Annotated in this window: 23 protein-coding genes and 3 pseudogenes; 5 read left to right on the forward strand and 21 right to left on the reverse strand. The window is 69.3% G+C overall.

Annotated features, from left to right (window positions below; all coding sequences use genetic code 11):
• Nucleotides 1–26: 26 nt before the first annotated feature.
• The 17 genes and pseudogenes from M2437_RS19645 to M2437_RS19725 form a co-directional block, all read right to left on the reverse strand.
• Nucleotides 27–1,022: an alpha/beta fold hydrolase gene (locus M2437_RS19645; RefSeq protein ID WP_253388435.1), complete on the reverse strand. Its 996-nt coding sequence runs from the start codon at nt 1,020–1,022 to the stop codon at nt 27–29.
• Nucleotides 1,023–1,032: 10 nt separating this feature from the next.
• Complete coding sequence (locus tag M2437_RS19650) at nt 1,033–1,641, reverse strand: tetratricopeptide repeat protein (RefSeq protein WP_253388436.1); 609 nt, start codon at nt 1,639–1,641, stop codon at nt 1,033–1,035.
• A 77-nt stretch (nt 1,642–1,718) separates the two neighbouring features.
• A complete protein-coding gene (gene ykgO, locus M2437_RS19655) occupies nt 1,719–1,844 on the reverse strand; it encodes a type B 50S ribosomal protein L36 (protein ID WP_003601867.1) in 126 nt (41 codons plus the stop codon).
• Between the two features lie 152 nt (nt 1,845–1,996).
• Nucleotides 1,997–3,343: an HlyD family type I secretion periplasmic adaptor subunit gene (locus tag M2437_RS19660; protein ID WP_253388437.1), complete on the reverse strand. Its 1,347-nt coding sequence runs from the start codon at nt 3,341–3,343 to the stop codon at nt 1,997–1,999.
• Nucleotides 3,343–5,092 (reverse strand): annotated as a pseudogene (locus M2437_RS19665) (type I secretion system permease/ATPase). The gene M2437_RS19660 and the pseudogene M2437_RS19665 overlap by 1 nt, the downstream one beginning before the upstream one ends.
• 397 nt (nt 5,093–5,489) lie before the next feature.
• Nucleotides 5,490–6,599 (reverse strand): photosynthetic reaction center cytochrome PufC, encoded by a 1,110-nt coding sequence (gene pufC, locus M2437_RS19670; protein ID WP_253388438.1) that lies wholly within the window; start codon nt 6,597–6,599, stop codon nt 5,490–5,492.
• Nucleotides 6,596–7,573: a photosynthetic reaction center subunit M gene (gene pufM, locus M2437_RS19675; protein ID WP_003601871.1), complete on the reverse strand. Its 978-nt coding sequence runs from the start codon at nt 7,571–7,573 to the stop codon at nt 6,596–6,598. Before pufM ends, pufC begins: the two co-directional genes overlap by 4 nt.
• Nucleotides 7,574–7,694: 121 nt before the next feature.
• Complete coding sequence (gene pufL, locus M2437_RS19680; RefSeq protein WP_003601872.1) at nt 7,695–8,519, reverse strand: photosynthetic reaction center subunit L; 825 nt, start codon at nt 8,517–8,519, stop codon at nt 7,695–7,697.
• Between the two features lie 75 nt (nt 8,520–8,594).
• Nucleotides 8,595–8,783, reverse strand: a complete 189-nt coding sequence (pufA, locus tag M2437_RS19685) for a light-harvesting antenna LH1, alpha subunit (protein WP_003601873.1) — start codon at nt 8,781–8,783, stop codon at nt 8,595–8,597.
• A gap of 11 nt (nt 8,784–8,794) precedes the next feature.
• On the reverse strand, nt 8,795–9,025 hold the full coding sequence (gene pufB / locus M2437_RS19690) for a light-harvesting antenna LH1, beta subunit (protein ID WP_147018602.1): 231 nt from the start codon (nt 9,023–9,025) through the stop codon (nt 8,795–8,797).
• A 169-nt stretch (nt 9,026–9,194) separates the two neighbouring features.
• Complete coding sequence (locus M2437_RS19695; RefSeq protein WP_253388439.1) at nt 9,195–9,428, reverse strand: hypothetical protein; 234 nt, start codon at nt 9,426–9,428, stop codon at nt 9,195–9,197.
• Nucleotides 9,429–9,499: 71 nt separating this feature from the next.
• Nucleotides 9,500–10,966 (reverse strand): chlorophyllide a reductase subunit Z, encoded by a 1,467-nt coding sequence (bchZ, locus tag M2437_RS19700; protein ID WP_253388440.1) that lies wholly within the window; start codon nt 10,964–10,966, stop codon nt 9,500–9,502.
• Nucleotides 10,966–12,492, reverse strand: coding sequence for a chlorophyllide a reductase subunit Y (bchY, locus tag M2437_RS19705; protein WP_253388441.1), 1,527 nt, complete (start codon nt 12,490–12,492; stop codon nt 10,966–10,968). The genes bchZ and bchY overlap by 1 nt, the downstream gene beginning before the upstream one ends.
• Nucleotides 12,493–12,495: 3 nt before the next feature.
• Complete coding sequence (locus tag M2437_RS19710) at nt 12,496–13,500, reverse strand: chlorophyllide a reductase iron protein subunit X (RefSeq protein WP_253388442.1); 1,005 nt, start codon at nt 13,498–13,500, stop codon at nt 12,496–12,498.
• A pseudogene (bchC, locus tag M2437_RS19715) lies at nt 13,497–14,436 on the reverse strand (chlorophyll synthesis pathway protein BchC). The gene M2437_RS19710 and the pseudogene bchC overlap by 4 nt, the downstream one beginning before the upstream one ends.
• A gap of 100 nt (nt 14,437–14,536) precedes the next feature.
• Complete coding sequence (locus M2437_RS19720) at nt 14,537–15,682, reverse strand: methyltransferase (RefSeq protein ID WP_253389649.1); 1,146 nt, start codon at nt 15,680–15,682, stop codon at nt 14,537–14,539.
• 21 nt (nt 15,683–15,703) lie between these two features.
• Nucleotides 15,704–16,570 (reverse strand): polyprenyl synthetase family protein, encoded by an 867-nt coding sequence (locus M2437_RS19725; protein WP_253388444.1) that lies wholly within the window; start codon nt 16,568–16,570, stop codon nt 15,704–15,706.
• Nucleotides 16,571–16,675: 105 nt separating this feature from the next.
• Here M2437_RS19725 and crtD point away from each other — a divergent pair.
• Together crtD and M2437_RS19735 are read left to right on the forward strand one after the other, a co-directional pair.
• Nucleotides 16,676–18,176 (forward strand): annotated as a pseudogene (gene crtD, locus M2437_RS19730) (1-hydroxycarotenoid 3,4-desaturase CrtD).
• The gene (locus M2437_RS19735; RefSeq protein ID WP_253388446.1) at nt 18,173–19,072 is read left to right on the forward strand and encodes a carotenoid 1,2-hydratase family protein; all 900 of its coding nucleotides are present in this window, start codon (nt 18,173–18,175) and stop codon (nt 19,070–19,072) included. The pseudogene crtD and the gene M2437_RS19735 overlap by 4 nt, the downstream one beginning before the upstream one ends.
• Before the next feature lie 112 nt (nt 19,073–19,184).
• Here the strand turns inward: M2437_RS19735 and M2437_RS19740 are convergent, their stop codons facing one another.
• Nucleotides 19,185–19,805, reverse strand: a complete 621-nt coding sequence (locus M2437_RS19740; RefSeq protein ID WP_012254097.1) for a septation protein A — start codon at nt 19,803–19,805, stop codon at nt 19,185–19,187.
• 39 nt (nt 19,806–19,844) lie between these two features.
• On the reverse strand, nt 19,845–21,311 hold the full coding sequence (gene ftsY / locus M2437_RS19745; RefSeq protein WP_253388447.1) for a signal recognition particle-docking protein FtsY: 1,467 nt from the start codon (nt 21,309–21,311) through the stop codon (nt 19,845–19,847).
• 73 nt (nt 21,312–21,384) lie between these two features.
• Between ftsY and M2437_RS19750 the strand changes: the two genes are divergently transcribed.
• Nucleotides 21,385–22,104 (forward strand): RluA family pseudouridine synthase, encoded by a 720-nt coding sequence (locus tag M2437_RS19750; RefSeq protein ID WP_253388448.1) that lies wholly within the window; start codon nt 21,385–21,387, stop codon nt 22,102–22,104.
• A gap of 40 nt (nt 22,105–22,144) precedes the next feature.
• On the opposite strand, the gene mtaB is transcribed toward M2437_RS19750, so the two are convergent.
• Together mtaB and dapF are read right to left on the reverse strand one after the other, a co-directional pair.
• Nucleotides 22,145–23,377 carry a tRNA (N(6)-L-threonylcarbamoyladenosine(37)-C(2))-methylthiotransferase MtaB gene (gene mtaB / locus M2437_RS19755; RefSeq protein WP_253388449.1) on the reverse strand — a complete coding sequence of 411 codons (1,233 nt, stop codon included), beginning with the start codon at nt 23,375–23,377 and terminating at the stop codon, nt 22,145–22,147.
• Nucleotides 23,374–24,264 carry a diaminopimelate epimerase gene (gene dapF, locus M2437_RS19760; RefSeq protein WP_238506360.1) on the reverse strand — a complete coding sequence of 297 codons (891 nt, stop codon included), beginning with the start codon at nt 24,262–24,264 and terminating at the stop codon, nt 23,374–23,376. Before dapF ends, mtaB begins: the two co-directional genes overlap by 4 nt.
• Nucleotides 24,265–24,460: 196 nt before the next feature.
• Here dapF and M2437_RS19765 point away from each other — a divergent pair, with 196 nt between their 5' ends.
• Together M2437_RS19765 and M2437_RS19770 are read left to right on the forward strand one after the other, a co-directional pair.
• Nucleotides 24,461–25,222 carry a GyrI-like domain-containing protein gene (locus M2437_RS19765; protein ID WP_004446528.1) on the forward strand — a complete coding sequence of 254 codons (762 nt, stop codon included), beginning with the start codon at nt 24,461–24,463 and terminating at the stop codon, nt 25,220–25,222.
• A gap of 49 nt (nt 25,223–25,271) precedes the next feature.
• A complete protein-coding gene (locus tag M2437_RS19770) occupies nt 25,272–26,036 on the forward strand; it encodes an endonuclease III domain-containing protein (protein ID WP_253388450.1) in 765 nt (254 codons plus the stop codon).
• The last annotated feature ends 22 nt before the right edge of the window (nt 26,037–26,058 follow it).

Raw genomic sequence — 26,058 nt, forward strand, 5'->3', positions numbered from 1 at the left:
GGTGGACGCTCGATCGCGCGGAAGCTCTACCGCGCGATCGCTGCCGTCAACGCCTCGACCTCGCGCACGAGCGTGTCCGGGGCGGTGTAGGTCAGCATATGCCCGGCGCCCGGCAGCACCACGCGCCGGGCGTGCGGCATCGCCCGGCTCAGCGGATCGGTCTGCAAGCGGGTTTGGACGACGGGATCGGCCTCGCCGGCCACGATCACGGTGGGCACGGCGATGGTTTCGTAGCGCGGCGCCTGCTCAGCAAGCGCGGCGGGAAGTCCGGCGAGATCCCGGATGTTGGCCAGCGCCGGACCCGGTCGGAGAATCAGCGGTGCCCGGCTCGCCGCGAGGTAGTTCTCGACCGGTGATTCCGGTTTGAACACGCTTCGCGCGACCGAAGGAAGGTAGGAGAGGCCGACCGGGACCGCGATGGTCTGCGTGAGCAGCCACGTCACAGGCGGGGTCAAAGCGATCCGCGCCCACCAAGGCAGCGGGTGCGACGGAAGCGGCATGGCAACGGGCGCCACGAGGACGAGGCCCGCCACCTGTTCGGGCCGGTCGAGGGCCATCCGCAGGGCAAGCGCGCCGGACCAGGAATGACCGAGCAGGATGGCCGGCCCGGTGCCGAGTCGGTCGAGGGCCTGTCCCAGCGCCCGCCCCTGGAAGGCCGGTGAGGCGGCGTCCGCGCCGCTGATTCGGTCGCTGTTGCCGTAGCCCGGCCGATCGAAGGCGATGACGCGAAAGCCGGATCGGGCGAGCTGCCGGCCAACGCCCTCCATTGGGTCGTAGGCGTTCGCCGAGGCGCCGTGGAGCAGGACGACCGTGCCTCGCGCCCCCGTCTCGGGCCCGTCCTCCAGATAGGCGATCCGGCCGCCCTCGATCTCGACGCTTCGGTCGGCGGCGGGATAGCGTGCCTCGACGCGCCACGCGATCAGCCGCGTTGCCACCGCCGTGCAAAGCAGCAGCAGCGCGATGAGGCCGATGGCCGTTGCCAGCAGGCCTACGGCGAGGCGGAGAGGTTCAGCGAGGCTCACGGGACGCGAATCAGAGGTCGCGACCCTGCACCTCGGGTGTCAGCCGCTCGATCGCCTTCTTGAGCACGTCCCATTGCGGGTAGAGCGCCTCCGCCCGGCGGAAGGCGTCGAGGGCCCGGCCCTTGTCGTCCTGGGCGAGGTAGAGCTTGCCGAGCGCGGCCCAGGCCTCGAAATGGCGGGGCTCCAGCACAAGTGCGCGCTGCAGGTCGGCGATGGCGGTCGCGGTGTCGGACAGGCGCCAGAACAGGGTCGCGCGCCGGCTCCAGCCTTCGGACCAGTTCGGCTCCAGGGCGACCGAGCGGTCCATCAGTTCGACAGCGAGCGGCAGGTCGTTGCCGCCCATCGCCTGCCGGGCACGATCGGAAAGCAGGTCGGCTGTCGCGCTGCCGGAGCGGCCGAGACGGCGCTCGATCAAGGTGGCGACGGCCTTGGCCTCGGTCTCGTCCTCGGCCTGCTTGAGGCGGGTGTAGAGATCGTCAAGACTGACCGGCGGATGCGCCTTGCGCTCCTTCTCCGGCCGCGCCTTGTCGGCTGCCGCGAGGCTGGCGGTGGCCGTGCTGCCTGCGAGCGCGAGGCCAAGGCAAAGGGCGGTCAGGAGTGGGGTGCGGCGAGCGTCCATAGGTCCGGAGCTTCCACCCCGAACCCGGCTCCCGTCAACGCGCTTCAGTGCCGCGTGCGAATCGCGGCACCGAAGACTCAGCCCTGGCGGGCCTTGAAGCGCTTCTGGGTCTTGTTGATGACGTAGACGCGGCCCTTGCGGCGCACGAGCTGGTTATCGCGGTGACGGCCGCGCAGCGACTTGAGCGAGTTGCGAATCTTCATCGGTCTCACATCGGCACGGATTCGAGACCGGCCGCCTGTTGTTCATGTGTCTCGAAGGAACGGAGCGCCACGGGGACGCTCCGGCGATGACATCAGCGACATCGCGGGGAGGCGGTCGCCTTATCAGACAACCCGCCCGTGAGGCAAGATTGTCAGCGCTCCCGCCACGCTTTTGCAATCTGATCGGTGAGCGGCTTGGTGAGATAGGACAGGACGGAGCGCTCGCCGATCTGGGTGAACGACTCGACCGGCATGCCCGGCACGAGGCGCAGGCCCTTCAGACGCTCCTTCTGATCCTCGCGGATGCGGATTCGCGCCGTGTAGTAGCTCTGCCCGGTCTTCACGTCCTGGGTCACGTCGGCCGAAACGCGGACCACCTCGCCGTCGATCTCCGGCGTCGTGCGCGTGTTGAAGGCAGCAAAGCGCAACACCGCCTTCTGTCCCACCCGCACGTTGTCGATGTCCTGAGGCTGCACCCGCACCTCGACGAGGAGCTGGTCGGAGGCCGGCACGATCAGCATCGCCGGCTCGCTCGGAGTCACGAGCCCGCCCACCGTGTGCACGCTCATCTGGTGCACGAAGCCGTCCTGCGGCGCGCGCAGCTCGACCCGCTTGAGCTGGTCTTCCGCCGCCACGCGCTTCTCGCGCAATTCCGACCACTTGCCGCGGATCTCGGCGAGGTCCTTTCCGACTTCGGTGCGCATCTCGCTGTCGATCTGGATGATCTGCAGCTCGGTCTCGGCGATCTTGCCGCGCGCCGAGGCCGTCGAGGCGACGAGCTGGCCGCGCTCGCCTTCGAGCCGAGCGGCGTCGCGCTCCAGGGCGGTGACGCGCGAGAGCGGCACGAGGTTCTTGGCGTAGAGGTCGCGCACGCCGCCGAGTTCGTGGCCGATCAGGTTGATCTCGCGGTCCTTGGCTGCGGCCTGCTTGGTGAGCCCGGCAATCTCCTGGCGGAGTTGCTCGACGCGCTCGCGCAACTGCGCCCTCTGACCCTCGCGGCCGGAAACGCGAGAAGCGAACAGGCGCGATTCGCCGTCGATCAGCCGGGCGACGCTCGGATCGTCGTTGATGCGGGCGACGAGGTCCGGCGGGAAGGTGATCGTCTTGAGCCCGTCGCGCTCGGCTTCGTCGCGGGCGCCCCGCGCTGCCAGCTCGTCCATGGCCTTCAGCACGATGTCGAGGTTGGCCCGGGTCTGGGTTTCATCGAGGCGGATCAGCACGTCGCCAGCCGCAACCCGCTGGCCCTCGCGCGCGAGGAGCTGGCCGACGACACCGCCGGTGGGGTGCTGCACCTTCTTCACGTCGGTCTCGACCACGAGCTGGCCCGGCGCGATCACCGCGGCCGAGATCTCGGTGAAGGTGGCCCAGCCGCCGACGCCGAGGACGAGGGCGGCGGAGAGGCCGATCGCGACGGTGAGGTGGCTGCGGATTGAGCCGTGGGCGACGGGACGCGGCAGCGCCGGGGGGAGAACGTCGAGGGGGGCCAGGGTCGTGGACATCAGGCACTCTCACGGATCGAGGGCACGGCGGGCTCGGCCGCGGCCGGAATGGGGGCCGGCGCCGGGCGCAGCACGCGCTTGAGGATCTCGTCCTTGGGCCCGAAGGCCTGGACGCGGCCATCGGCCATCATCAGGATCAGGTCGAGACCGGCGAGCGCGCTCGGCCGGTGGGCGACGACAACGCAGATGCCGCCGCGCTGCCGCACGCCGAGGATCGCCTGGGTCAGGGCGTTCTCACCCTCGGCATCGAGATTGGCGTTGGGCTCGTCGAGCACCACGAGGAAGGGCTCGCGGTAGAGAGCTCGCGCCAGCCCGACGCGCTGGCGCTGCCCGGCGGACAGACCCGCGCCGCCCTCGCCGATGCGGGGTGTCGTAGCCTTCCGGCAGCCGCAGGATCAGCTCGTGGACCTCGGCGGCCTTGGCCGCCGCGATGATGGCCTCGGCCGGCGCGCCCGGCTCGAACCGGGCGATGTTCTCGGCCACGCTGCCGGCGAAGAGCTCGACCTCTTGCGGCAGGAAGCCGATATGCGGGCCGAGGTCGCCGCTCGTCCATTGATCCAGGGCGGCACCGTCGAACCGGACCTTTCCGCGGATCGGCGGCCAGACGCCGACAAGGGCTCGCACGAGGGAAGACTTGCCGGAGGCCGACGGGCCGATGATGCCGAGCCCCTGCCCCGCTCTGAGGCCGAAGCTCACATCTTGCACCACGAGCCGCGGGGTGCCGGGCGGGGCGATGCTGGCGCCCTCGACGGAGATGGTCTCGCTCGGCGCCGGCAGGGCGTGCGGACGCTCGGTCTGCGGCAGCCGGGCCAGCAGCTCCGACAGCCGATGCCAGCTCTGCCGCGCGGCGACGAAGCCCTTCCAGTTGGCGATGGTGAGTTCCGCGGGCGCGAGCGCACGGGAGACGAGGATCGAGCTCGCGATAATGACGCCGGCGCTGGCCTCGTTATGGATGACGAGCCAGGCGCCGAGCGCGAGCACGCCCGATTGCAGGGCCATGCGGAACACCTTGGAACCGGCACCGTAGCCGCTGCCGGCATCCGACACGGCCTGATGCGCCTCCATATATTCGCGGTTGGCCCCGGCCCAGCGGGCGGCGAGCCGCTCCTGCATGCCCATGGCGGCCAGCACCTCGGCGTTGCGGCGGCCGGCTTCGGCCAGACCGTTGCGGCGCATACCGTGGCCGGTCGCGGCCCGCGTCGGGCCCTTGCTGGCGCGGTCGGTCATGAAGGTCAGGGCGGCGAGAATGCCCATGCCAACGAGGGCGGCGACACCGATCAGCGGGTGAAACAGGAAGCAGATCAGCAGATAGACCGGCATCCAGGGCAGATCGAAGAAGGCGGAAGGACCGGAACCGGACAGGAACGCGCGGAGCTGATCGAGGTCGCGCAGGGGCAGAAGGCCATCGCCCTGGGTCGTGCCTTTGAGCGGCGCGCGCACCACGAGATCGAACACCCGCCCGCTCAGGGCCTCGTCGAGGGCAGCGCCGACACGGGCGAGGATCCGGCCGCGGAGGGCTTCGAGCACGCCCTGGAACGCATAGAGCACGAGGGCGAGGGCCGCGAGGCCGATCAGGGTCGGCACCGAACGGCTCGGGATCACCCGGTCGTAGACTTCGAGCATGAAGAACGAACCGGTGAGATAGAGAATGTTCACCAGCCCGCTCATCACGGCCACGCCGATGAAGGCCGTCTTGCATCGCGCCAAAGCGGCGGCGATTTCGTTCTTTTCGTGCCTAACGTTCACCATCGTACCCCTTGATTGCCCGCGGTCTGGATTTGCCGCCATTCCGACCGCTGCGCGACCCGTGCCAAGTGAGCGTCTTGAAAGTTAAAAATGCGACCAAATTTCAGCATAGGTGCTCTCATCAGAACGGATTACACCTTTGGGCCTACGGGCATATTGAATACATTCTTAAATCTCACCATCTCCGAGAGATCGACCAAATGCGGCCGGCATTAATATTCCGCAAGGTCAGATCATGTTCCGGCTCAATATTTGCCGCGCTCGAAAGCGAATTCAAATAGCGTAACTCGTCCTGGAGCGGATATCCGGCAAGGTCCACGGAACGAAAAAACCGCCGGTTCGATGGACCGGCGGCGTTTCGTTTCCCGATACGCTAAACTTTGAACGGAGCGGCAACTTGCTATTGCGGTGGTGACGCGGGTGCCTCCGGTGTTGGCTCGGGCGTTTCCGGATTCGGCGGCACGGCCGCCATCTCGGCGGTCGTCCGTGCCAGTTCCGGATAGCTGTCGATAACGTGCGCACCCGCCAGCGGCTTGCTCTGGCCATTGTGGCATGTGGCGCAGTTCAGCTTCGGTGCGTCTCCGGTCGGACCGAGGCGGTTGGCCGGGAAGGTCATCGTCAGCGGCTCGATGTAGTTGCCGTTGAGATCGCGCACCATCCGAATCGCGTGCCAGGCCAGCGTGCGCTGCGGCGTGCTCTGCGACCAGTTCGAGACCGCCCGGGTGTTGTGGCAATAGGTGCAGTTCACGCCCAGCGACGACGACATGTGCATCATCAGGCCGTAGGTCCGCTCGGCGGCCTGGATCGGCTTGCCCTTGCTCTCCGGAAGCGCCGTCGTCGCGTTGACGCGAATGAGGTTCTCGTCGGCGTCCTTCTTGCCGAAGAACTCGCTCAGCGTGTCGTAGGGCAGCGAGGCGAGGCCGACGGAGGGCGAGGCCATGTTCTGCCCGTTGTTGCGGGCGATGAAGCCGGTCTTGTAGTTCGGCCCCGGATTCTGGAACCAGATCTGTGCCGGCACGGGTTTTCCGCGGTGGCAGGTGTAGCAGTTCACCCCCGCCTCGCCGACATGCTTCTCCTTCCAGGTGGTGTTGATGTGCTGCACCATCTGGATCATCCGCCGGGCGACCTGCTTCTGATAGAGGCTGTCGTCGGCCATGTTCTCGGTATTGTGGCAGTAGGTGCAGCCCTGCTCCGGGCTGACCCACTCCGTCATCGAGACCATCAGGCGGTTGAATTCCTCGACGCTGAGATCTTTGAGAACCTTCACGTTCTCGTAGACCGCGCCGGCCTTCTCGGTGCCGGCCTCGACCGGCTCGGCCGGGGCTGGCGAAATGTTGGCGGCCTTCAGTGCCGCCGCGCCGGCCTTGGTCTGGATCTGATCCATGCCCGTGCCGCGGAAGCCGTGCTGCTGGGCGAGGATCGGCGGCCTGGTCCAGCCCGCCGTGCCGAACTGGGCGATGGTGAGAAACAGGGCGACGACCGCGCCCGCGACGACGAGCAGAGTCTTCATGGCGCCCCCCCCGGCGTCGCGAGCGGGTCGGTGATCGGCCCGTAGATCTGCGGGTAGGACGGCGCGACGCCGTGCTTGACCGCCCAGAGGTACCAGTTGTCGACCACGGTGCCGGTGAGCAGGATGCCGATGCCGCCGGTGATCGTCGTCAGCACCGCGAACCACCACGCCCAACGGTGAACCGATTCCATCGTGGCGTTGAAGCCCATGGTCCAGCGCCAGAACAGGGCGGCACGCTCGGTGGCGGTGCCGCGGTCCACGATCTGGTCGATCTCGCGCTCAGCGCCGTAGCGGCTGGTGGCGAGGATCGTGCCCCCGTGCATGGCGAAGAGCAGCGTCGACCCGTAGAGGAAGACGATCGAGAGCATGTGGAACGGGTTGTAGAACAGGTTGCCGTAGCGCAGCGAGAACGCGGCGGTCCAATCGAGGTGGGGGAAGATGCCGAAGGGCACCGCCTCGCTCCACGAGCCCATCAGAAGCGGGCGGATGAAGCCGAGCACGAGGTAGAGCCAGATCGCCGAGGCGAAGGCCCAGGGCACATGCGTGCCCATGCCGAGCGCCCGGGCGCGGCGGTACATCCGCACCCACCACAGCAGGATCGAGGCGGTGAGGAAGAAGCCCGCGATCAGCCACCAGCCGCCCTCGTTGAGCGGTGGCAGCACCTTGAGCCCGTATTTCGGCAGCGGCGGCTCGAGTGCGAGCCAGGGGAGCTGGCGCACGAACTGGATCGGATCCCAGTTCACGCTGGCCCACATGTTGAGGCCGATGATTTCGAAGGCGATCAGGCCGCAGGCGAAGGACAAAGCGCCGAGATAGCCGCCGTAGATCGGCCCGACCTGGCTGTTGCCGATCAGCCCGAACAGGTAGCTGTTGAACGGTCGGCCGATGCGGGCGTCGGACGAAATCGGGATGCCGTGTTCCGGCTCGACCGGGCGGACCTGCACCTGCGTGAAGATGTTCTGATAATAGGCCACGGCGGCTTCCTCCCTGGACCCGCGGTCGTTCGAGGCTCACGCCGTCGGCGAAGCCCCCGAGCCCCGAAGATCGAACCTGCGCTTCAGGCCGGCCGGCGCGGATGCCGGGCGGCGATCCGGTTCACCGCCACACGGGCAGGTTGAGCCACCAGCCCCACCATTCCGGCCACCCTTGCGTCCAGAAGGGCCCCGAAATGACGATGCAGACCGCGCTCCAGAATCCGGCGGAGAGCGCGAGGAACAGGCCGAGCCGGTGGATGCCCAGCGTGCCAATCGAGTAGCCGATCGTGTCGCGGAAATAGGTGTCCTCGTGCTCGGGCGTCTTCACCGTCTCGCCCTTGGCCGGATTGGTCGAGGACAGGATCAGCGAGCCGTGCAGCGCCAGCGCGAAGGTCGTCGTGAAGAAGAACGTCACGGCGAGCATGTGCGCGGGATTGTAGTGGAAGTGCAGATACTGGTAGCCGGTGTTCGACACCCAATCGAGATGGGAGAGGATGCCGTAGGGGAAGCCGTAACCCCAGGCGCCCATCAGGAACGGGCGGATCACCACCAGCGAGACGTAGGCGAAGATCGCCACCGCGAAGGCGAACGGCACGTGGTAGCCGATGCCGAGCTTGCGGCAGATCTCGACCTCACGCAGCGCCCAGGAGACGAACGACCCGATCGCGCAGAAGGTAATGATCTGCCACAGGCCCCCTTCCTTCAGGGGCGCCAGCGCCAGCCCGTATTTTAGGTCGGGCGGCGCGATGTTGATCTGCCAGATGTTCCAGGTCGGGCCGATGGCCGCGCCGTAGAGGATCAGTGCGGTGCCGAGCACCGAGAAGAAGATCGTCGTGACACCGAAGAAGCCGACGTAGAACGGCCCCACCCAGAAGTCGAACAGGTCTCCGCCCAGCAGAGTGCCGCCGCGGACCCGGTATTTGCGCTCGAAGCTCAGCATCGCCATGGCGGAAATCCCCGCGGTGAGGACGAAGGATGCCGGGGCGGACCCGAAAGAGCCTGCCCGCGGCAGAACCGGCGGTCAGGCCGGCATCGTCGGGAGGACGAGGCTGTGGGCGGCGGCCGCCTTCGCGTCCTTCGGGCCTTCCAGCCAGTTGAACCGGTCGGTGCTGAGCAGGATGAAGTGGATCAGCAGCGCCAGGACGAACAGGAAGGTGAAGAGCGCGACGAGGGTGCGCCGGGGATCGAACAGAAGCCAGATCTTGTGCATCGCGCGTCTCCTCAGCCGATCATCGACGCAAGGCCGTGGGCGGCGTTGGTCACGCCGTCGAGCAGGGCGTAGCCCTTCGGCCCAGGCAACCAGGGGCGCCACAGCCAGACGAGAATGTGGGCGACCACAGCGATGGCCGTGAAGATGATGAAGCTCGTCAGGAAGATCGCGTGAAATTCCTTGGCTTCGGGTTCCGTCAGCCCGGACAGGCTGCTCGGTCTTTCCATGATACCGTTCGCCATCGATCGAACCTCCGCTGGTTATGCCGCGCGTTGACAGGCGTGGCGGGTGTCGCCGTGACCCGATGACATCACGGCGCAGGGATCCCCCGTGTCACCGCACGGAAGTTCTGAGGCGCTGGCGCATCGTCGCGAAGGCAGTTGCCGGTTCGCGAAGCGACGCGCCGGGCCCCTAGCCCATGAAGGCAAACGGGATCGCCGAGACGGCCATGGCCTTGGCCTCGCCGAAGACGGAGCGGCGCATCGGCGGCAGACTGCGCCGCGGCGCGGTACCCGGCCGGAAACGCTGCACCAGGGCGGCGGCGAGGAAGAACGGGTAGGTTGTGGCGAGGATGATCCGGAACTGGACCGCCTCGCTGTGCAGCCGCGACGACGCGGGCATCGATCGTTGCATGACCACTCCCATGACTTGGTGCTCCGCAATCTGTCCGGCTCCGCGAGGGGCCGGAGGGTGAAGGGGATGAAGGAGACCCGCGCTCATGCGGCGCTCCCCAAGACGAGGTCGCTCTGCGCCCGCTCGACATGGGCCGCGGCGACGCGCTCGGCGGCCACCCGGCGCGCGGCCCGCTCTGCGGCGTCGCGCAGGCGTTTGGCGGCGGAGATCCGGGTGAGAACGGGATGGGCCTCGACCAGCGCGTCGAGCCGGGCGCGGGCCGCTTCGTCCCAGGGCAGTTCGCGATGCGTCCGGGCGGGCGTCGCCTCCACCGCATCCATGTCGCGGGCGAGCGGCAGGATGTGGAAGAGCATGTCGAACAGGGCGTTGCAGACTTCCTGGACGAGGTAGGTCGCGCCGGCATAGCCCATGAACGGCGTGCCGGTGTGCCGTCGGATGATCGCGCCGGGGAACGAGGCGGGCACGTAGATCGCCCGCCCACCGGCCTCGGCGAGGTACATGCGCTCGTTGAAGGAGCCGAACAGGACGAGCGGCGGGTTGGTCTTGATCGCCTCGCGCACCGCCGCGTTGTCGGGCTTCGTGCCCGCGCTGCGGCTGACGGCGAAGTGGCAGGGCAGACCCATCTCCCCTTCGAGGAAGTGGCGCACGCCGCGGGCGTAGGTCTCGGTCGCGACGATGCCGAAACTCGCGGTGCCGAAGAAGTCCTGCGTCACCGAGCGCCACAGGTCCCAGACCGGCTTGATCGTGGTGTGGCGCTCACGCTCGATAAAGGGTTCGGGGTCGAGCCCCAGGATCTCGCCGAGCGTGCGCAGGAACTTGGTGGTCGAGAGCACCCCGATCGGTGCCTGGAGATAGGGGCGCTCCAGGCTCTCGCAGAGCAGGCGGCCGAACTCGCGGTAGAGGCAGATATTGGCATCCGCGTTGACGAGCTTGGGCACGTCGGCGAGGTGCGAGCCGAGCGGGAAGGTGAGGTTCACCTCGGCCCCGATCCCCTCCACGAGGCGGCGGATCTCGGCGAGGTCCGAGGCCATGTTGAAGGTGCCGTAGGCCGGGCCGATGATGTTGACCCGCGGCTTCTCCCCAGCCTTGCGCTCGGGCCGGGCCGGAATCCCCTTCTTGGCGAAGCGCCGGGCGCCGTATTCCTGCCAGAGCCAGCTCATCGCCCGGTCGGCGGATTGCCACTGGTCCTCGTCGATGGTGCGCGGCAGGAAGCGCTGGAGCCCGGTGCCCTCCGGAGTGACGCCGCCGCCGATCATCTCGGCAATTGAGCCCGTCACCACGACGCTGGGCTGGCCGGGATCGAGCGTGGCGTGCGCCCGCTTCATCGCGCCCTCGGTCCCGTGGCGGCCGAGTTCTTCTTCGGCCAAGCCGGTGACGACGATCGGCAGCTCGTGCGGCGGCAGGGCGTCGGTGTAGTGCAGCACCGAGGTGACCGGCAGGTTCTCGCAGCCCACGGGGCCGTCGATGACCACCTGAAGGCCCTTGATCGCCGTGAAGACGTAGACCGCCCCCCAATAGCCGCCGGCGCGGTCGTGATCGATGACCAGCATCAGACCATCTCCCCGATCGGCTTCAGGGGAGCCGCCGCCTTCGGTGCCGTCTTGAGCACCGGCACCTCCTGCCAGATGCCGGTGGCGTGGCCGGTGCCGACACCCTCGAAGAAGGCGCGCATGACGTCGAAGCGCGGCCGGTTGGCGAGGGCGGCGTTGACGACCTTCGCCAGCGAGCCGGCTCCGGCCGCGCCCATCAGCGGGCGCGCCGAGATCAAGTTCGTGAAGTACAGCGCCGGCGTGCCGGCCTCCTTCGCCTTCTGCACCACCGGCGTCGTGCCGATGGCGAGATCCGGCCGGAACGCTTCGAACGCGGCAAGGTCGTCTTCCAGCGAGGCGCGGTAGCGAACGCTGACGCCGCGCTCTTCCAGCCAGACCCGGTCCGGCTCGGACCAGGGCGTGCGCGGGCAGGCGGTGCCGACATAGGGCACCTCGGCGCCGCTCTCGACGAGGAGGCGGGCGACCAGGAGTTCCGAGCCCTCGTAACCCGAGAGCGTGATGCGCCCGCGGATCGGCGCCGCAGCCAGCGCCCCCCGGATCGCCGGCAGGAGCCGGTTCTGCGCCGCCGCGGTTCTGTCCCGCGGGACGTCGCAGGCATTGCCGATGGCCGCCAGCCAGTCGGCGGTGCCGTCATGCCCGACGGGGGCGGAGCCGACCACCGGCCGCCCGGCCGCCTCGAACTCGCGCACGCTCGCGGTGTAGAACGGATGGATCGCTGCCACCGCCGCCGCATCGAGAGCGCCGTAAAGTTCGCGCCATTCGCGCGTCGGCACGACCGGGCCGGCGCTGAGGCCGAGCGGTTCGAGGAGCGCGCCGATGACCACGGGATCGGCCGGGAACATCTCGCCCAGAAGCGCGACGGAGGGACGCTCCGAGCGGCCACCGCGCGGCGCCTGGACCGGGCCGCTCTCCACCTCGCTTCGGGCGAATTTGAGCATCGCGCCGGCCAGCACGTCCTTGGCCTCGGCATGGGTCGGCACGCCGAAACCCGGCACGTCGATGCCGATGACACGCACCCCGTCGATCTGCTTCGGCAGCAGCCGCAGCGGCACGCCCGACGCGGTCGGGACGCACAGGTTGATGACGACGATCGCGTCGTAGTCTTGCGGATTGGCCGAGGCGTAGACCGCCTCGCGAATGTCCTCGAACAGCTTGCCGGTGACGAGCGTCTCGGAATTGAACGGCACGTAGCCGACGCTCCGGCGAGCCCCGTAGAAATGCGAGGTGAAGGTCAGCCCGTAGACGCAGCAGGCTGAGCCCGACAGGATCGTCATCGTGCGCCGCATGCGCAGGCCGACGCGCAGGGAGCCGAAGGCCGGGCACATGCTCTGCGGCTGATCGTGCGGACCGGCCGGGTAGTCCTTGCGGTACTGCTCCAGCGTTCCGGATAGGCCGGCGGCCTCGGCGGCGGCGCGCATCGCGTTCTTGCCGGCATGGCAGCCGAGCCCGTCGCCCTGCGTCGCGCCGAGATCGATGCCCTCGGGGCGGCGGGCGCGGAGCGCGGTGATGTCGAGGCTGACCGCCATGGCTCAGACCTCGTCGTAGACGACTTCGAGGGACGGCTTGGTGAGGCTGGTTCGCCCGCACATGTCCTCGATGGTGGCCGGCTCTAGCACCACGTTGCGTCCGGTGGCTTCGCTGGAGAACAGGCCGAGCAGCGCGTCCTGGCTCAGCGGCGTCGGCTGGTGCGGCGCGGCTTCCGCCACGTTCTGCGAGAGGTCGGCGAAGAGCGAGCCCCAGCGCCCGTCGGGCTTGCCGATGATCTCGTAATTCGCGCTCTTGCGGCGGATGTCGTCATCGGCCGGGATCGAGGCCAGCACCGGAATGCCCGCCGCGTCCGCGAAGGCCTGCGCCTCGCCCGTGCCGTCGTCCTTGTTGATGACGAGACCGCCGACGCCGACATTGCCGCCCATCTTGCGGAAATATTCGACCGCCGAGCAGACGTTGTTGGCGACGTAGAGCGATTGCAGGTCGTTGGAGCCGACGACGATGACCTTCTGGCACATGTCCCGGGCGATCGGCAGGCCGAAGCCGCCACAGACCACGTCGCCGAGGAAGTCGAGCAGGACGTAGTCGAAGCCCCATTCGTGGAAGCCGAGCTTCTCCAGCAGCTCGAAGCCGTGGATGATCCCGCGCCCGCCGCAGCCGCGGCCGACCTCCGGCCCGCCGAGTTCCATCGCGTAGACGCCGTCGCGCTTGAAGCAGACGTCGCCGATGGCGACCGCCTCGCCTGCGAGCTTCTTCTTCGTCGAGGTTTCGATGATGGTCGGGCAGGCGCGCCCGCCGAACAGGAGCGAGGTCGTGTCACTCTTCGGGTCACAGCCGATCAGCAGCACCTTCTTGCCCTGCTGGGCCATCATGTAGCTGAGATTGGCCAGGGTGAACGACTTGCCGATGCCGCCCTTGCCGTAGATCGCGATGATCTGCGTCTCGCGCTTCACTTCGCCGGTCGCGACCGGATCGGGCTCGATGGCGGCCTCGGCCCGCAGCGTCGTCGCGGCGTCCAGCGCCGCCTTGCTGAGCTGTAGGTTCATGAGCAGGCCCTCCAATCGAGGATCATCTTCAGGCAGGCCGGATCGGCGAACGCTTTGCGGTAGGCCTCCCCCGCTTCCGTGGCGGGCACCCGGTGGGTGATGAGTCCGTCGAGCGACAGGCGTCCGGCTTCGATCAGGGCCCGGACCGCCGCGAGATCGCCCGGCCGCCACTCCGCCGAGACCCGGATGCGGGCCTCGCGCAGGAAGGGCGGGTGGGAAGGCGAAGGCGAGAGGCGCTTCGTAGAAGCCGGCCAGCACGATCTCTCCGCCGGGCGCGAGGCGGCCGATCAGCGTGTCGAGCAGGCTCGAATCGCCGCTGACATCGGTGATGGTGGAATAGTCACGCGCCGGATCGTCGTCGGGCGCGAGCACGGAATAACCGAAGCTGCCCTCGGCCCGCAGCGTCTCGCGCTCCCACACCACGGGCTCGCCGCCGGCCAGCACCGTCAGCCGCGCGAGCAGCCGACCGAGCACGCCGTGGCCGACGATCAGGCTGCGCTTGCCGGGCACGATGCCGGAGAGGGCGTGGTAGGCGGTCGCCGCCAAGGCGATGAGGCAGGCGCGGTCGCCGAGCGCGGCATCGACGGGGACGAGGCGCGAGGCGGGCGCGATCAGGTGCGAGGCCGCGCCGCCGAACAACCCGTTGACCGCGCCGAAGCAACGGGCGCCGGGCACGAACACGGTTTGTCCGACGCGCAGGCCACTGCCGGCCTCGGTCTCGACCACCGTGCCGACCGACTCGTAGCCGGGCACCAGCGGATACCCCATGCCGGGAAAGGGCGGCATCCGGCCGGACCAGAGCAGGCGCTCGGTCCCCGTGCTGATGCCGCTCCAGAAGACGGCAACGGTCGCGTCGCCCTCGGTCGCGGGGGTGAGCGCGAGACGGTTGAGCGCCAAGTGCTCCGGTCGTTCAAGGACGACGGCCAACGCTTCCATCTCCCTGCCTCCCCGTTGCTGCTTGCGACTCCGCGAAAGGCTGAACCGCTTGATGTCATCCTAGATGGACGTAAATTTGCGTCAAGTAAACTTTACACTTCTAGCGTCGCTTTGCGGTGATCAACCGCGCCAGCAGGGGGCGCCGCGTGGGGCACTCGCGGATTTCACTAAAGCCGGCCTGGGTCAGCATGGCCGATAGTTCCTCGGCCGTGCGGGGCCGGCCGCTGCCCATGGCCAGGAGGTAGAAGCCGAAATACGCGTCCCCCACCGGCTCAGCGCCGGGCGTGCCGGCCATCGGCTCGGCGATCGCCAGAAGGCCGCCCGGCGGCAGCGCCGCGTGGGCCGCGCGCAGGAGCGCCAGGGCGACCGCATCGTCATGATCGTGGACGACCCGCACCAGGGTGATCGCGTCGGCACCCTCCGGCAGGGCGGCACCAAGAAAGCTCCGCCCGAGACAGGTGACGCGGTTCCCGAGGCCCTCGGCGGTGAGTCGGGCGCCCGCCCGTTCCGCGACCGGCGGGAGATCGAGCAGGCGCAGGGCCAGCTCCGGATGGCGGCGGGCGGCCTGGGCGAGGAACACACCCTCCCCGCCCCCGACATCCATGAGGCACGCACGATCGCCGAGCGGCAGGGCGTCGAGCACGTCGTCGGCGATCAGTGCCTGCGTGGCCGCCATCAACCCGCTATAGGCCGCGACCGAATCCGTGCCGAGCTGCGCCGCCTCGCTGGCTTCGGCATAGGGCCAGTAGCCTCCGAGCCGCGTCGGCCCCGCTCCCCCGCGCAACAGGGCGACGGGATCGGCCAGATCGGCGTAGAGCATCGCGTGGTGCTCGATCATCGCCGCGACCGAGGGATTGCCGATCAGCGCCGCTCCGAGATCGGCCAGGGCGAAGCGCCCGTCCGGCAGCCAAGTGATCAGGTCGAGCGAGGCGGCGGCCTTGAGCAGGGTCAGCGCGCGATCCGTGGACAGATCGAGCTGCCGAGCGAGAGCATCGGGGGCCAGCGGGCCGTTGCGCAGCAGTGTGAACAGGTCGAGCCGGACGCAGGCGAACAGCACCTGCGCGTAGACGAAGCCGGCGCACAGATCGAACAACGCCCTGGTGTTACGCCGCGCGATCCTGCGGGTGAGCGGAAACCCCGCCGCCCAGCGATGGAAGCCGGGGCTGGCGACCGTGCGGTTGCGGAAGGCGAGCCAGCGCTCGCGCCAGCCGCCGCGCTTCTCCGGCGCGGGTCCGGCCTCGGTCATCGCGGCGGGCAAGGCCGGCCCTCACGCCATCGCACGAAGGGAAGCGGGCATGAACAGCCGGGTCTGCGCCTCGATTTCGGTGCGCATGGCGTCCTGCCCGCGGCAGGGGGGAATTACGTCGATCGCCTCCTGTGTGAGGTGCTTCAGGCGCTCCAGGGCGCCGCCCATCCCGAGCAGGGCCGCCGCGTTCGGACGCCCGAGCGTGGCGTCGCGACCGGCGGGCTTGCCGATCTCCTCCTGGCGGCAGGCGACGTCGCGCAGATCGTCGGCGACCTGATAAGCCGCCCCGAGGCATTCGCCGAGCAGGCGCCAGGGGAGCGGCGGCGCTCCCGCGGCGGCGGCACCGGCCACCGTGGCCGCGGCGAACAGCGCGCCGGTTTTGGCCTGCTGGTACTCGACCAGATCCACGTAAGGCTCGGATTCCCAGGCCTGCCCGGCGACGATGCCGGCGGGCGAGCCGGCGGCGCGGGCGATCAGCCCGACGAGACAGGCGAGGCGCGTGGGCGAGCGGGTCACGCCCCGCGCCAGCGTCTCGAAGGCGGCGACGATCAGCGCGTCGCCTGTGAGCACCGCGAGCGGCACGCCGAAGGCCGCATGGACCGAGGGCTTCTGGCGGCGCATTGGCGCGTCGTCGAAGCACGGCAGGTCGTCGTGGACGAGAGAGGCGCAGTGCAGAAGTTCGATCGCCGCGGCGGCCGCCTCGGAGGTGGCGGGGTCATCGTCGCCGCAGGCGAGCGCGACGGCGAGGCAGAGCCGCGGGCGGATGCGGTGGCCGCCGGGGAAGACTGCGTAGCGGATCGCCTCCGCCAGCAACGGCGGCGCACCCGGCGCCTCCGCATGCGAAACCGCATTGTCGAGCACCGTCTCGATCCGCCGGCCGACGTCCATGCCGTCCTCCCGTTGTCAGGCTGACTTGCCTTGCATTTATGTCAACTATACTTGACACTGTTGACGGCGCGGATCAACGGTGATGCGAGGCGGAGCGCATTTTCGGTGGCAGAAAAAAGCGTCATCGTGATCGGAGCCGCGGATTGGCGGGCTCGCGGCGGCGCTGAGCCTCGCCGCTTCCGGCCATGACGTCACCGTCCTGGAGCGGGCAGCGCGAGTCGGCGGCAAGATGCGCTCGCTCGCCGTGGGTGGGGTGCCGGTCGAGGCGGGCCCCACCGTCTTCACCATGCGCTGGGTGTTCGAGGAGCTGTTCGCCGAGGCCGGCGCCGACCTCGAATCGGAGATGCGGCTGCGGCCGGCCACCCTGCTGGCCCGCCATGCCTGGAACGCGCACGAGCGGCTCGACCTGTTCGCGGACATTGAGACGTCGGCAGCGGCGATCGGCGCCTTCGCCGGCGCGCGCGAGGCGGAGGGCTATCGGCGGTTCTGCACCCGTGCGGCCGAGGTCTACCGCACGCTGGAAGGGCCGTTCATCCGCGCCGACCGGCCGAGCCCCGTCGATCTCGCCCAGCGCGTCGGCCTTTCGGGGATCGGCAGTCTCTGGCGTATCCAGCCCTTCGCGACCCTGTGGTCGGCGCTCGGCGAGTATTTTCGTGATCCGCGCCTGCACCAACTCTTCGGGCGCTACGCCACCTATTGCGGCGCCTCGCCGTTCGAGGCGCCGGCCACGCTGATGCTGGTCGCCCATGTGGAACAGGCGGGCGTCTGGACCGTCGAGGGCGGCTTGAGCCGGCTCGCGCGCACGGTCGCGGATCTGGCCGAACGCCGCGGCGCGAAGCTGCGCACCGGTGCGGATGTGGCGCGCATCCTGACCGAGCGCGGCCGCGTCGCGGGGGTCGAACTCGTCGGCGGCGAGCGCATCGCCGCCGACGCGGTGATTGCCAATGCCGACGTGGCGGCGCTCGGCGGCGGCCTGCTCGGGCGCGATGCGGCAGCGGCCGGCGACCGGGTGCCGCCCCGCGAACGCTCGCTCTCGGCGCTCACCATCTGCATGACGGCGTGGGCAACGGGCTTCGACCTCGCGCATCACAGCGTGTTCTTCTCGGCTGATTACCGGGCGGAGTTCGACGCCATCCTGCGCGGCCGCCGCCTGCCGCCGGACCCGACCGTCTACGTCTGCGCGCAGGACCGGGACGGGGATGGCGGCAGGGCCTCCGACGGGCCGGAACGCCTGCTCCTCCTCGTCAACGCCCCCGCCGATGGCGGGGAGCGCCGCTTCAGCCCCACGGAGATCGCCGCATGCGAGACGACCATCCATCGCAAGCTTTCGGCCTGCGGGCTCACGTTGGAGCCGACGGGACCGGGGACGATCACGACCCCGCAGGACTTCGCGGGCCTGTTTCCGGGGACGGGCGGAGCCCTCTACGGCCGGGCCTCGCACGGCTGGACGGCGACGTTCAAGCGGCCGGGGGCGCGGACGCGGGTGCCGGGGCTCTATCTGGCGGGGGGCAGCGTGCATCCGGGGCCGGGGGTGCCGATGGCGGCGCAATCGGGCCGGCTCGCGGCGGCGGCACTGCGCGCGGACCTCGCTTCGACGGGGCAGTGACGCGCGGCGGCTACGTCTGGTGGTACGTCGATGCCGTGAGCGCGGACGGGCGCCAGGGGCTGACCGTCATCGCCTTCATCGGCAGCGTGTTCTCGCCCTACTATGCCTGGGATGCGGCGCGCGACCCATTCGCCCACTGCGCCGTCAACGTCGTTCTCTACGGCGAGCGCGGCAACCGCTTCGCCATGACCGAGCGCAACGCCCGGTCGCTGGCGCGGGATGCCGGGAGCTTCAGCCTCGGGCCCTCGTCCCTCGAATGGGACGGCAGCGTGCTGACGATCCGCCTCGACGAACGGTCTTCGCCGATCCCGCGGGCGGTGCGGGGCACGGTGCGGGTGCGGCCGCGGGCGCTGACGGCGCAGCCCTTCACCCTCGACGCGCACGGCCTGCACCGCTGGTGGCCGATGGCGCCCGATTGCGAGGTCGAGGCCGCGTTTACCGCGCCCGCCCTCTCCTGGCGCGGCAGCGGCTATCACGACACCAATGACGGCGACAGCGCCCTCGAAGACGCGTTCACGGACTGGACCTGGTGCCGCGCAACGCTCAAGCGCGGCTCGGCCATCCTCTACGACGTGCGCCGGAGGGATGGCAGCGGACAGAACCTGACGCTGCGCTTCGATGCCGACGGCACCCGCCGCGAGATGCGCCCACCGCTCGCCGCCGGCCTGCCGCCCACCGGACTGTGGAGGATGCCTCGCACGAGCCGCAGCGACGACGGCTGCGCCCAGGTGATCCGCACCTTCGAGAACACACCGTTCTATGCCCGCTCGCTGCTCGCCTCGACGCTCGATGGCGAGGCGGTGCAGCCCGTGCACGAGAGCCTGTCGCTCACGCGCTTCCGCAACCCGCTGGTGCGGCTGATGCTGCCGTTCCGAATGCCGCGGCGGATCGGCTGATATGGTCCTCGCTTGATCAAAGCGGGGACCATATCGCTCAGCCCGCGCGGCGCTTGAGCGAAGCCGAAATCCGCCATCCCGAAGGGATCAATCGGATTTGGTATGAGATCGATCAGCCGGCGTTCGCCTCGGCCTCGTCCTTGCGCTCGTAGCGCAGCAGCAGCGGCGTCTGGGCCAGGGCGAAGGCGACCGTGAGCGGCATGATGCCGAACACCTTGAAGCTGACCCAGAAATCCTCGGTCTGCGTGCGCCAGACGACCTCGTTGACGACCGCAAGCGCGAGGAAGAACAGGCCCCAGCGGAAGGTGAGCTTGCGCCAGCCAACGTCGGTGAGCGCGAACATGCTGTCGAGCACGACCGAGAGCAGCGACTTGTTGAAGGCGAGACCGCCGAGCAGGACAAGGCCGAACAGCGTGTTCACGATGGTCGGCTTCATCATGATGAAGGTCTTGTCCTGCAGCACCAGCGTCAGGCCGCCGAACACGAGCACGACGACACCGGAAACGAGCGGCATGATCGGCAGCCGCCGCAACAGGGCGAAGTGCACGGCGAGCGCGATCATCGTGGCGACGATGAACACGCCGGTCGCCACGAACAGCTTGCTTTCCGCCGCCACGCCGAAGCGCTCGGCATAGGCGTTGCCGAGGAAGAAGACCGTCAGCGGGCCCACTTCCAGCGCCAGCTTGAGGAGCGGCGGCAGGTGCCGGCGCGGCGGAACGCTCTCGACCTTCATGCGGATACTCTCACGATGCTCCAAGGGGCAGGCAATCGGCTACTCCTTGGGAAGGCCGGTGATCGCCCGGGCAAAGTCCCGCGCGGCGAACGGCTCCAAGTCTTCCACGCCCTCGCCGACCCCAATGAAGTGCACGGGCAGGCCGAACTTCGTGGCGAGCGCCACCAGAATACCGCCCCGCGCGGTTCCGTCGAGCTTGGTCATCACGAGGCCCGACACGGGTGCGGCCTGCGAGAACAACTCGACTTGGCTCAACGCGTTCTGCCCGACGGTGGCGTCGAGCACCAGCAGGGTGGCGTGCGGTGCCTCCGGATCGAGCTTGCGGATGACCCGGACGATCTTTTCCAGCTCCGCCATCAGCCCGGCCTTGTTCTGCAGGCGGCCGGCGGTGTCGATCAGGAGCACGTCGGTGCCGTTCTCCCGCGCTTCCTTGAACGCGTCGAAGGCGAGCCCGGCCGCATCCGAGCCCTGCGGCCGGCTGATGACCGGCGTGCCGGTGCGGTCGCCCCACACCCGCAACTGCTCGATCGCGGCTGCGCGGAACGTGTCGCCGGCCGCCAGCATGACGCTGCGCCCTTCCGCCTTGAACTTGAGCGAGAGCTTGCCGATCGTCGTCGTCTTGCCGGCGCCGTTCACGCCGACGGTCAGGATCACGTAGGGCTTCTTGGCCGAATCGATCTCGATCGGCAGTGCCACCGGCTCCAGTGCCCGCTCGATCTCGGTGGCGAGGATGGCACGCACCTCGTCGGGCGAGATGCCCTTCTCGTAGCGGCCCTTGCCGACCGCTTCCGACATGCGCGTCGCGGTCTCCACGCCGAAATCGGCCTGGATCAGCGCGTCTTCCAGATCCTCCAGGGTGGTCGCATCGAGCTTGCGCTTGGTGAACAGGCCCGTCACCCGGTCCGACAGTGCGGAGGAGGTGCGCCGCATTCCGGCGGTCAGGCGCGACCACCAGCCCTGCTTCTCGCTGCCCTCGACCGCGCCGGACACCGCATCGCTGGCGAGCGCCGCCGCGGAATCGACCGGCTGGATATCGACCTCGGCTGGCGGTTCGGATTCGGCCGCGGGCGCAGGCGTCTCCTCCTCGCCGCCGGTCAGGCGCGACCACCAGTTCCGCTTCTCCGCCGTCACGGTGGGGGCGGGCGCGGGTTCGCTCTCGGCCGAAATCTCGTCGGGCTGCGGTGCTTCGCCGGATGGCGGCTGCGGCTCGGGCTGGAGGTCGGCGCCCTCCAGTTCATCGGGGATGCGATTTTTGTCGGGATCGTCCGGCGCGGGCTCGCTCACCGCCGGCGGCACGTGGGCGACGTCGTCCGCCGCTGTGGTGAAGACCGGCTGCCCCTCGGATTCGGAGGCGGGCGACAGGGGATCCGGCGTGACCGTTTCCTCGGCCGGGGTTTCTTCGGCCGCTGCATCCTCGGCCGGCACTGGCTCGGGGGACTTGGATTCGGGCGCGCCCTTTCGCCCGAACAGGCGTCCGAACCAGCCGGGCTTCTCGTCGTCGCTCATCCGCGTCCCTTGTTCAAAATCTTGCCCTGCTCAAACCTTGCCCGCGACGATCCGACATTCTAGCCCGTGGAGCATGAACGCGCGTGTTTCAGTGTCGGATCGCACCGTCGGACCGGAGATAGGGCCTCCGCTCCTCTACCGCGATGCCTTGATGCTCGTCATCGACAAGCCGGCGGGTTTGCCGGTGCATCCGGGCCCGAAGGGCGGGCCGACGCTGACCGACCATCTCGACGCCCTGCGCTTCGGCCTGCCGCGCCGGCCGGAGGCCGCGCACCGGCTCGATCGCGACACGTCGGGCTGCCTCGTGCTCGGCCGACACGCCAAGGCCTTGGCGCGTTTGAACCGCCTGTTCGCCGACGGCAAGGTCGATAAGACCTATTGGGCGCTGGTCGAAGGCGGCCCCGAAGCGATGGAAGGGCGCATCGACCTCCCGCTGGCCAAGCGTTCGGACGATCCGCGCAGTTGGTGGATGAAGACCGACCCGGCCGGCGCGCCCTCGCTGACGCTCTACCGGGTTCTCGGGCGGATCGAGGGTCTGACCTGGCTGGAACTGAAGCCGGTCACGGGCCGAACCCACCAATTGCGGGTCCACTGCGCGGCGATGGGTTGGCCGATCCGCGGCGACGCGATCTACGGGAGCGCGGGACGGGATGGGCCGGGCTTGCAGCTCCATGCGCGGGGTTTGAGCCTGCCGCTCTATCCGAAGCGTGAGGCGATTGCCGTGGAGGCGCCGGCGCCGGCGCATATGCGGGCGGGGCTTGAAGCGTGCGGAATGACCGCTTCCGCCCCGTAGATCCCGCTCCGCCCGGGGAACACAGACGGGCGGGTCTCGCTCAGGCCGCGAGCAGAGCCTGCCCGTCATGCCCGGCAACCGTGACGTCTCGAATCTCTCCGGCGGGCACCGGCCCGGAAAAACGCACGAGCGAAAACGCTTCCGTCCGGCCGGTATCGCCCCGTTCGGTCAGAACCCGGCGGCGGGCGCCGACTTCGCCATCGAGATGGCAGGCGAGGGCCGCCGCACCGGCTTCGCGCAGCCGGGCGGCCCGCGCGCGGACCACGTCGCTCGGCACCGCCGGCATCCGCGCGGCGGGCGTGTCGGGGCGCGGCGAGTAGGGGAAGACGTGCAGATGCGTCAGCCCGCATTCGACCACGAGGTCGAGGGAGCGGGCGAACTGCGCCTCGGTCTCGGTGGGAAACCCGGCGATCAGGTCGGCGCCGAAGACGAGGCCGGGCCGCAGGTCGCGCAGGGTTTCGCACAGGCGGATCGCGTCGGCACGCGAATGGCGCCGCTTCATCCGCTTGAGGATCAGGTCGTCGCCCGCCTGGAGCGAGAGGTGGACATGCGGCATCAGCCGCGGCTCCTCGGCGAAGGCAGCGATCAGCTCGGCATCGGCCTCCACCGAATCGATCGAAGAGAGGCGCAGCCGCACGAGATCCGGCACCTCGGCGAGAATCGTGCGAACGAGGCGCCCGAGGCTCAACTCGGAATCGAGGTCGCGACCATAGGCCGTGAGATCGACGCCGGTCAGCACCACCTCGCACCCGCCATGCTCGACGATGCGGCGCACCTGCGCCACCGCCTCGGCGAGCGGCACGGAGCGGGAATTGCCGCGCCCGAACGGAATGACACAGAAGGTGCAACGGTGGTCGCAGCCGTTCTGCACCGGCACGAAGGCGCGGGTATGCCCGCTCATGGTGGTGATGTGCGTCGGCTCGGCCGTGCGCACAGCCATGATGTCTTCAGGCGCTGGCGCGGTGCCGCTCTGCCAGCTCGCCGGCCTGAGCTTGGCCGCGTTGCCGACAAGGCGCGCCACCTCCGGCATCGCGGCGTAGCTCGCGCGCTCGACCTCGGCGCCGCAGCCGGTCACGACGATCTCGGCGCCGGGCCGCTCGCGGGAAAGCCGGCGGATCGCCTTGCGCGCCTGTCGCCCGGCCTCAGCCGTGACAGCGCAGGTGTTGACCACGACGAGGTCGCGCCCCTCGGCGCCGGGCTCGGCATGGCCGCGCAGCACCTCGGATTCGACGGTGTTGAGCCGGCAGCCGAAAGTGAGCGTCTCGACGCTCACCCGTCGATCCCGGCGAACAGGTCGGGCGAGAACGTGCCCTCGCCTTCGAGATAGACGGGGCCGGTCATCAGCACGTGGTCGTCGGCGCGCCACTCGATCGAGAGTTCTCCGCCGGGAAGCGCCACGCGGGCGGCCCGGCCGATCATGCGCAGGCGCGAGGCGGCCACCACCGTGGCGCAGGCGGCCGTGCCGCAGGCCAGCGTCAGCCCCGCGCCGCGCTCCCAGACGCGCAGCTTGATCGTGTCGCGACCCGTCACCTCGGCGATGGAAATGTTGGCGCGCTCGGGGAAGATCGGGTGGGCTTCGAGCAGCGGGCCGATGCGGCCGAGATCGTAGCTGTCGGGATCGCGCTCGACGAAGAAGATCGCGTGCGGGTTGCCCATGCTCACGGCGGCCGGCGAATGCAGGATCGGATCGTCGATCGGCCCGACCTGAAGCTCGATGCGGCGGGTATCGAGAAACGGTTCGGCGAGCGGGATCTCGTCCCAGCGCAGGCGCGGCTGACCCATATCGACGGTAAAGGAGCGCTCGGTGATCCGCTTGACCGCGACCAGTCCGGCCTTCGTCTCCAGCGTCAGCGCACCGTTCTCGGCAGGCCGCGCCATGGCCGGATCGTCGAGCAGCGCGTAGCCGACGCATCGAGTGCCGTTGCCGCAAGCGCCGGATTCCGAGCCGTCGGTGTTGTAGATGCGCATGAAGGCATCGGTGCCGGGCGTCACGGGATCGTGCACGACCATGAGCTGGTCGAAGCGCGAATGCACGTCGGCCGCGATGGCGCGGGCCTCGGCCGGCGTCACCCGAACCGCGGTGCCGCGCAGGTCGAGCACGACGATGGCGTTGCCGGCGCCGTGCATCTTCAGGAAGCGGCGATTTGCGAGAGGGCTCACGAGAGGGCTCCAAGAGGGCTCATTGGACCTCTGACGACCTTGTCTGCGGGAATGCGGGGGTGGCGCGGCGTATATGGCAAAAGCCGCCAGCCTGCGAGTCGGGAACGAAGAGCCGCAACGTCGCGCCGCAACGGTCTCGCGCGGGGCGTGTTTCGGCCCTACCCTGTTCGAACCGGCCAATCGGAGCGTCACCACCTTGACCCGTCTCGCCACCCTCGCCGCGGGCCTCCTCGCTCTCGTCCCTTCGTTGACGACTGCGTCGCTCGCCCAGAACGCGCCGCCCCCCACCAACGCGCCCTCCCCTGCCGAGGCGAACCCACTGCCGACCACGACCGTGCCGGACACCACGAAATCCGGCCCCGACCCGGCAGCGCCCTCGCCTCAGCAGGTCCCGATCCCGCGCCCCGCCCAAGCCGGAGCGGCCCAGGCGGTCACGCCCCCGCCTTCGGCGCTGCCGACTCTCGTGACGGTTCCGGGCGAACCGAACGACGTCGATGAGGTGACGCTTCCGGCCAAACCCGTGGCGATCCTTGCCGGTGAGACCAAGTGGGAGGAGGCGCGGGCCAACCTGCGCAAAGCCTACAAGACCATCGGCGAGACGCTGGCCAAGCTGAACCTCAAGCAAGCGGGCCGGCCGATCGCCCTGTTCACCAAGACCGAGGATGACGGCTTCCAGTACGAGGCGATGATCCCGATCGAGGCTGCACCCGCGCAGGGCGCGGAGGGCGGCGACGTCAAGTTCGGCTCGAACCCGAGCGGCAAGGCGCTGCGGTTCAAGCATAGCGGCAGTTACGAGGAGATCGACGGCACCTACGAGACGCTGATCGCCTATCTCGACGCCAAGGAAATAGCGGTTCAGGACCGCTTCCTCGAAGAATACGTCACCGACCTCGGCGAGGGTGCGGACGACAAACTCGACATCAACATCTACGCGCTGCCGAAGGAGCCTGCGAAGTAGGGTTGTCGCGGGCCGGGAACCGCCGAATCCCTTCGCGGATTCGGCTTCCATGACGCTTTTCCCCGATACAGCTCTCCCGGCGGCAGCCCGCCATCGCCGCCGCGAGGCACCGGCCGCCGCGTCCGAGGCCCTGAAGGACAAGGCGCTGGAGATTCACCGCCGCCTCTGCGGCGTCTACGAATGCCCGATCCCGTATTTCCACAGCCTCGACCCGCTGTCGGAACTGATCTCCTCGCTGCTCTCGCACCGAACCCGCAACGCCGATTCAGGGCGTGCCTTCAAGGCGCTGCGGGCGCGCTGGCCCGAATGGGCGGAGATCGAGGCGGCGTCGGTCGAGGAGATCGAGGCAACGATCCATGGCGTCACCTGGCCGGAGCTGAAGGCGCCGCGCATCAAGGCGGTGCTCGCCGCGGTACAGGAGCGGGTCGGTGCACTCTCCCTCGATTTCCTGGGGGATATGAGCGTCGATGAGGCGCGCGGCTGGCTCGAAGCGATCCCGGGCATCGGGCCGAAGACGAGCGCCGCGGTGCTGTCGTTCTCGACGCTGCGGATGCCGGCCCTGCCGGTGGACAGCCACCATCACCGCGTCGCCCAGCGCACGGGGCTGATCGGTGCCAAGGTCGATGTTGGGCCGAGCCACGCGGTGCTGCGGGCACAGCTTCCGGACGACTGGCCGGCGCAGAAGCTCTACGACAATCACGAGGTGCTGATGCTGCACGGTCAGCGCGTCTGCTTCCATCGCTCGCCGGCCTGCGGACGCTGCGTGCTGCTCGACATCTGCCCGACGGGTCAGGCGAGGAAGGCCGTGGGCTGACGCTTTATCCGGTCGCGCGTGT

It is taken from the genome of Methylorubrum pseudosasae (assembly GCF_029504475.1).
In the GTDB taxonomy this organism is placed as follows: domain Bacteria; phylum Pseudomonadota; class Alphaproteobacteria; order Rhizobiales; family Beijerinckiaceae; genus Methylobacterium; species Methylobacterium extorquens.

Bases quoted from the DNA above. Each gene is read 5' to 3' on its own strand.
- M2437_RS19650 (WP_253388436.1), bottom strand. From the start codon at position 1,641: ATGGACGCTCGCCGCACCCCACTCCTGACCGCCCTTTGCCTTGGCCTC.
- ykgO (WP_003601867.1), bottom strand. From the start codon at position 1,844: ATGAAGATTCGCAACTCGCTCAAGTCGCTGCGCGGCCGTCACCGCGAT.
- M2437_RS19660 (WP_253388437.1), bottom strand. From the start codon at position 3,343: ATGTCCACGACCCTGGCCCCCCTCGACGTTCTCCCCCCGGCGCTGCCG.
- pufC (WP_253388438.1), bottom strand. From the start codon at position 6,599: ATGAAGACTCTGCTCGTCGTCGCGGGCGCGGTCGTCGCCCTGTTTCTC.
- pufL (WP_003601872.1), bottom strand. From the start codon at position 8,519: ATGGCGATGCTGAGCTTCGAGCGCAAATACCGGGTCCGCGGCGGCACT.
- pufA (WP_003601873.1), bottom strand. From the start codon at position 8,783: ATGCACAAGATCTGGCTTCTGTTCGATCCCCGGCGCACCCTCGTCGCG.
- pufB (WP_147018602.1), bottom strand. From the start codon at position 9,025: ATGGCGAACGGTATCATGGAAAGACCGAGCAGCCTGTCCGGGCTGACG.
- M2437_RS19695 (WP_253388439.1), bottom strand. From the start codon at position 9,428: ATGGGAGTGGTCATGCAACGATCGATGCCCGCGTCGTCGCGGCTGCAC.
- bchZ (WP_253388440.1), bottom strand. From the start codon at position 10,966: ATGCTGGTCATCGATCACGACCGCGCCGGCGGCTATTGGGGGGCGGTC.
- bchY (WP_253388441.1), bottom strand. From the start codon at position 12,492: ATGGCGGTCAGCCTCGACATCACCGCGCTCCGCGCCCGCCGCCCCGAG.
- M2437_RS19710 (WP_253388442.1), bottom strand. From the start codon at position 13,500: ATGAACCTACAGCTCAGCAAGGCGGCGCTGGACGCCGCGACGACGCTG.
- M2437_RS19720 (WP_253389649.1), bottom strand. From the start codon at position 15,682: ATGACCGAGGCCGGACCCGCGCCGGAGAAGCGCGGCGGCTGGCGCGAG.
- M2437_RS19725 (WP_253388444.1), bottom strand. From the start codon at position 16,570: ATGGACGTCGGCCGGCGGATCGAGACGGTGCTCGACAATGCGGTTTCG.
- M2437_RS19740 (WP_012254097.1), bottom strand. From the start codon at position 19,805: ATGAAGGTCGAGAGCGTTCCGCCGCGCCGGCACCTGCCGCCGCTCCTC.
- ftsY (WP_253388447.1), bottom strand. From the start codon at position 21,311: ATGAGCGACGACGAGAAGCCCGGCTGGTTCGGACGCCTGTTCGGGCGA.
- M2437_RS19750 (WP_253388448.1), top strand. From the start codon at position 21,385: ATGAACGCGCGTGTTTCAGTGTCGGATCGCACCGTCGGACCGGAGATA.
- M2437_RS19770 (WP_253388450.1), top strand. From the start codon at position 25,272: ATGACGCTTTTCCCCGATACAGCTCTCCCGGCGGCAGCCCGCCATCGC.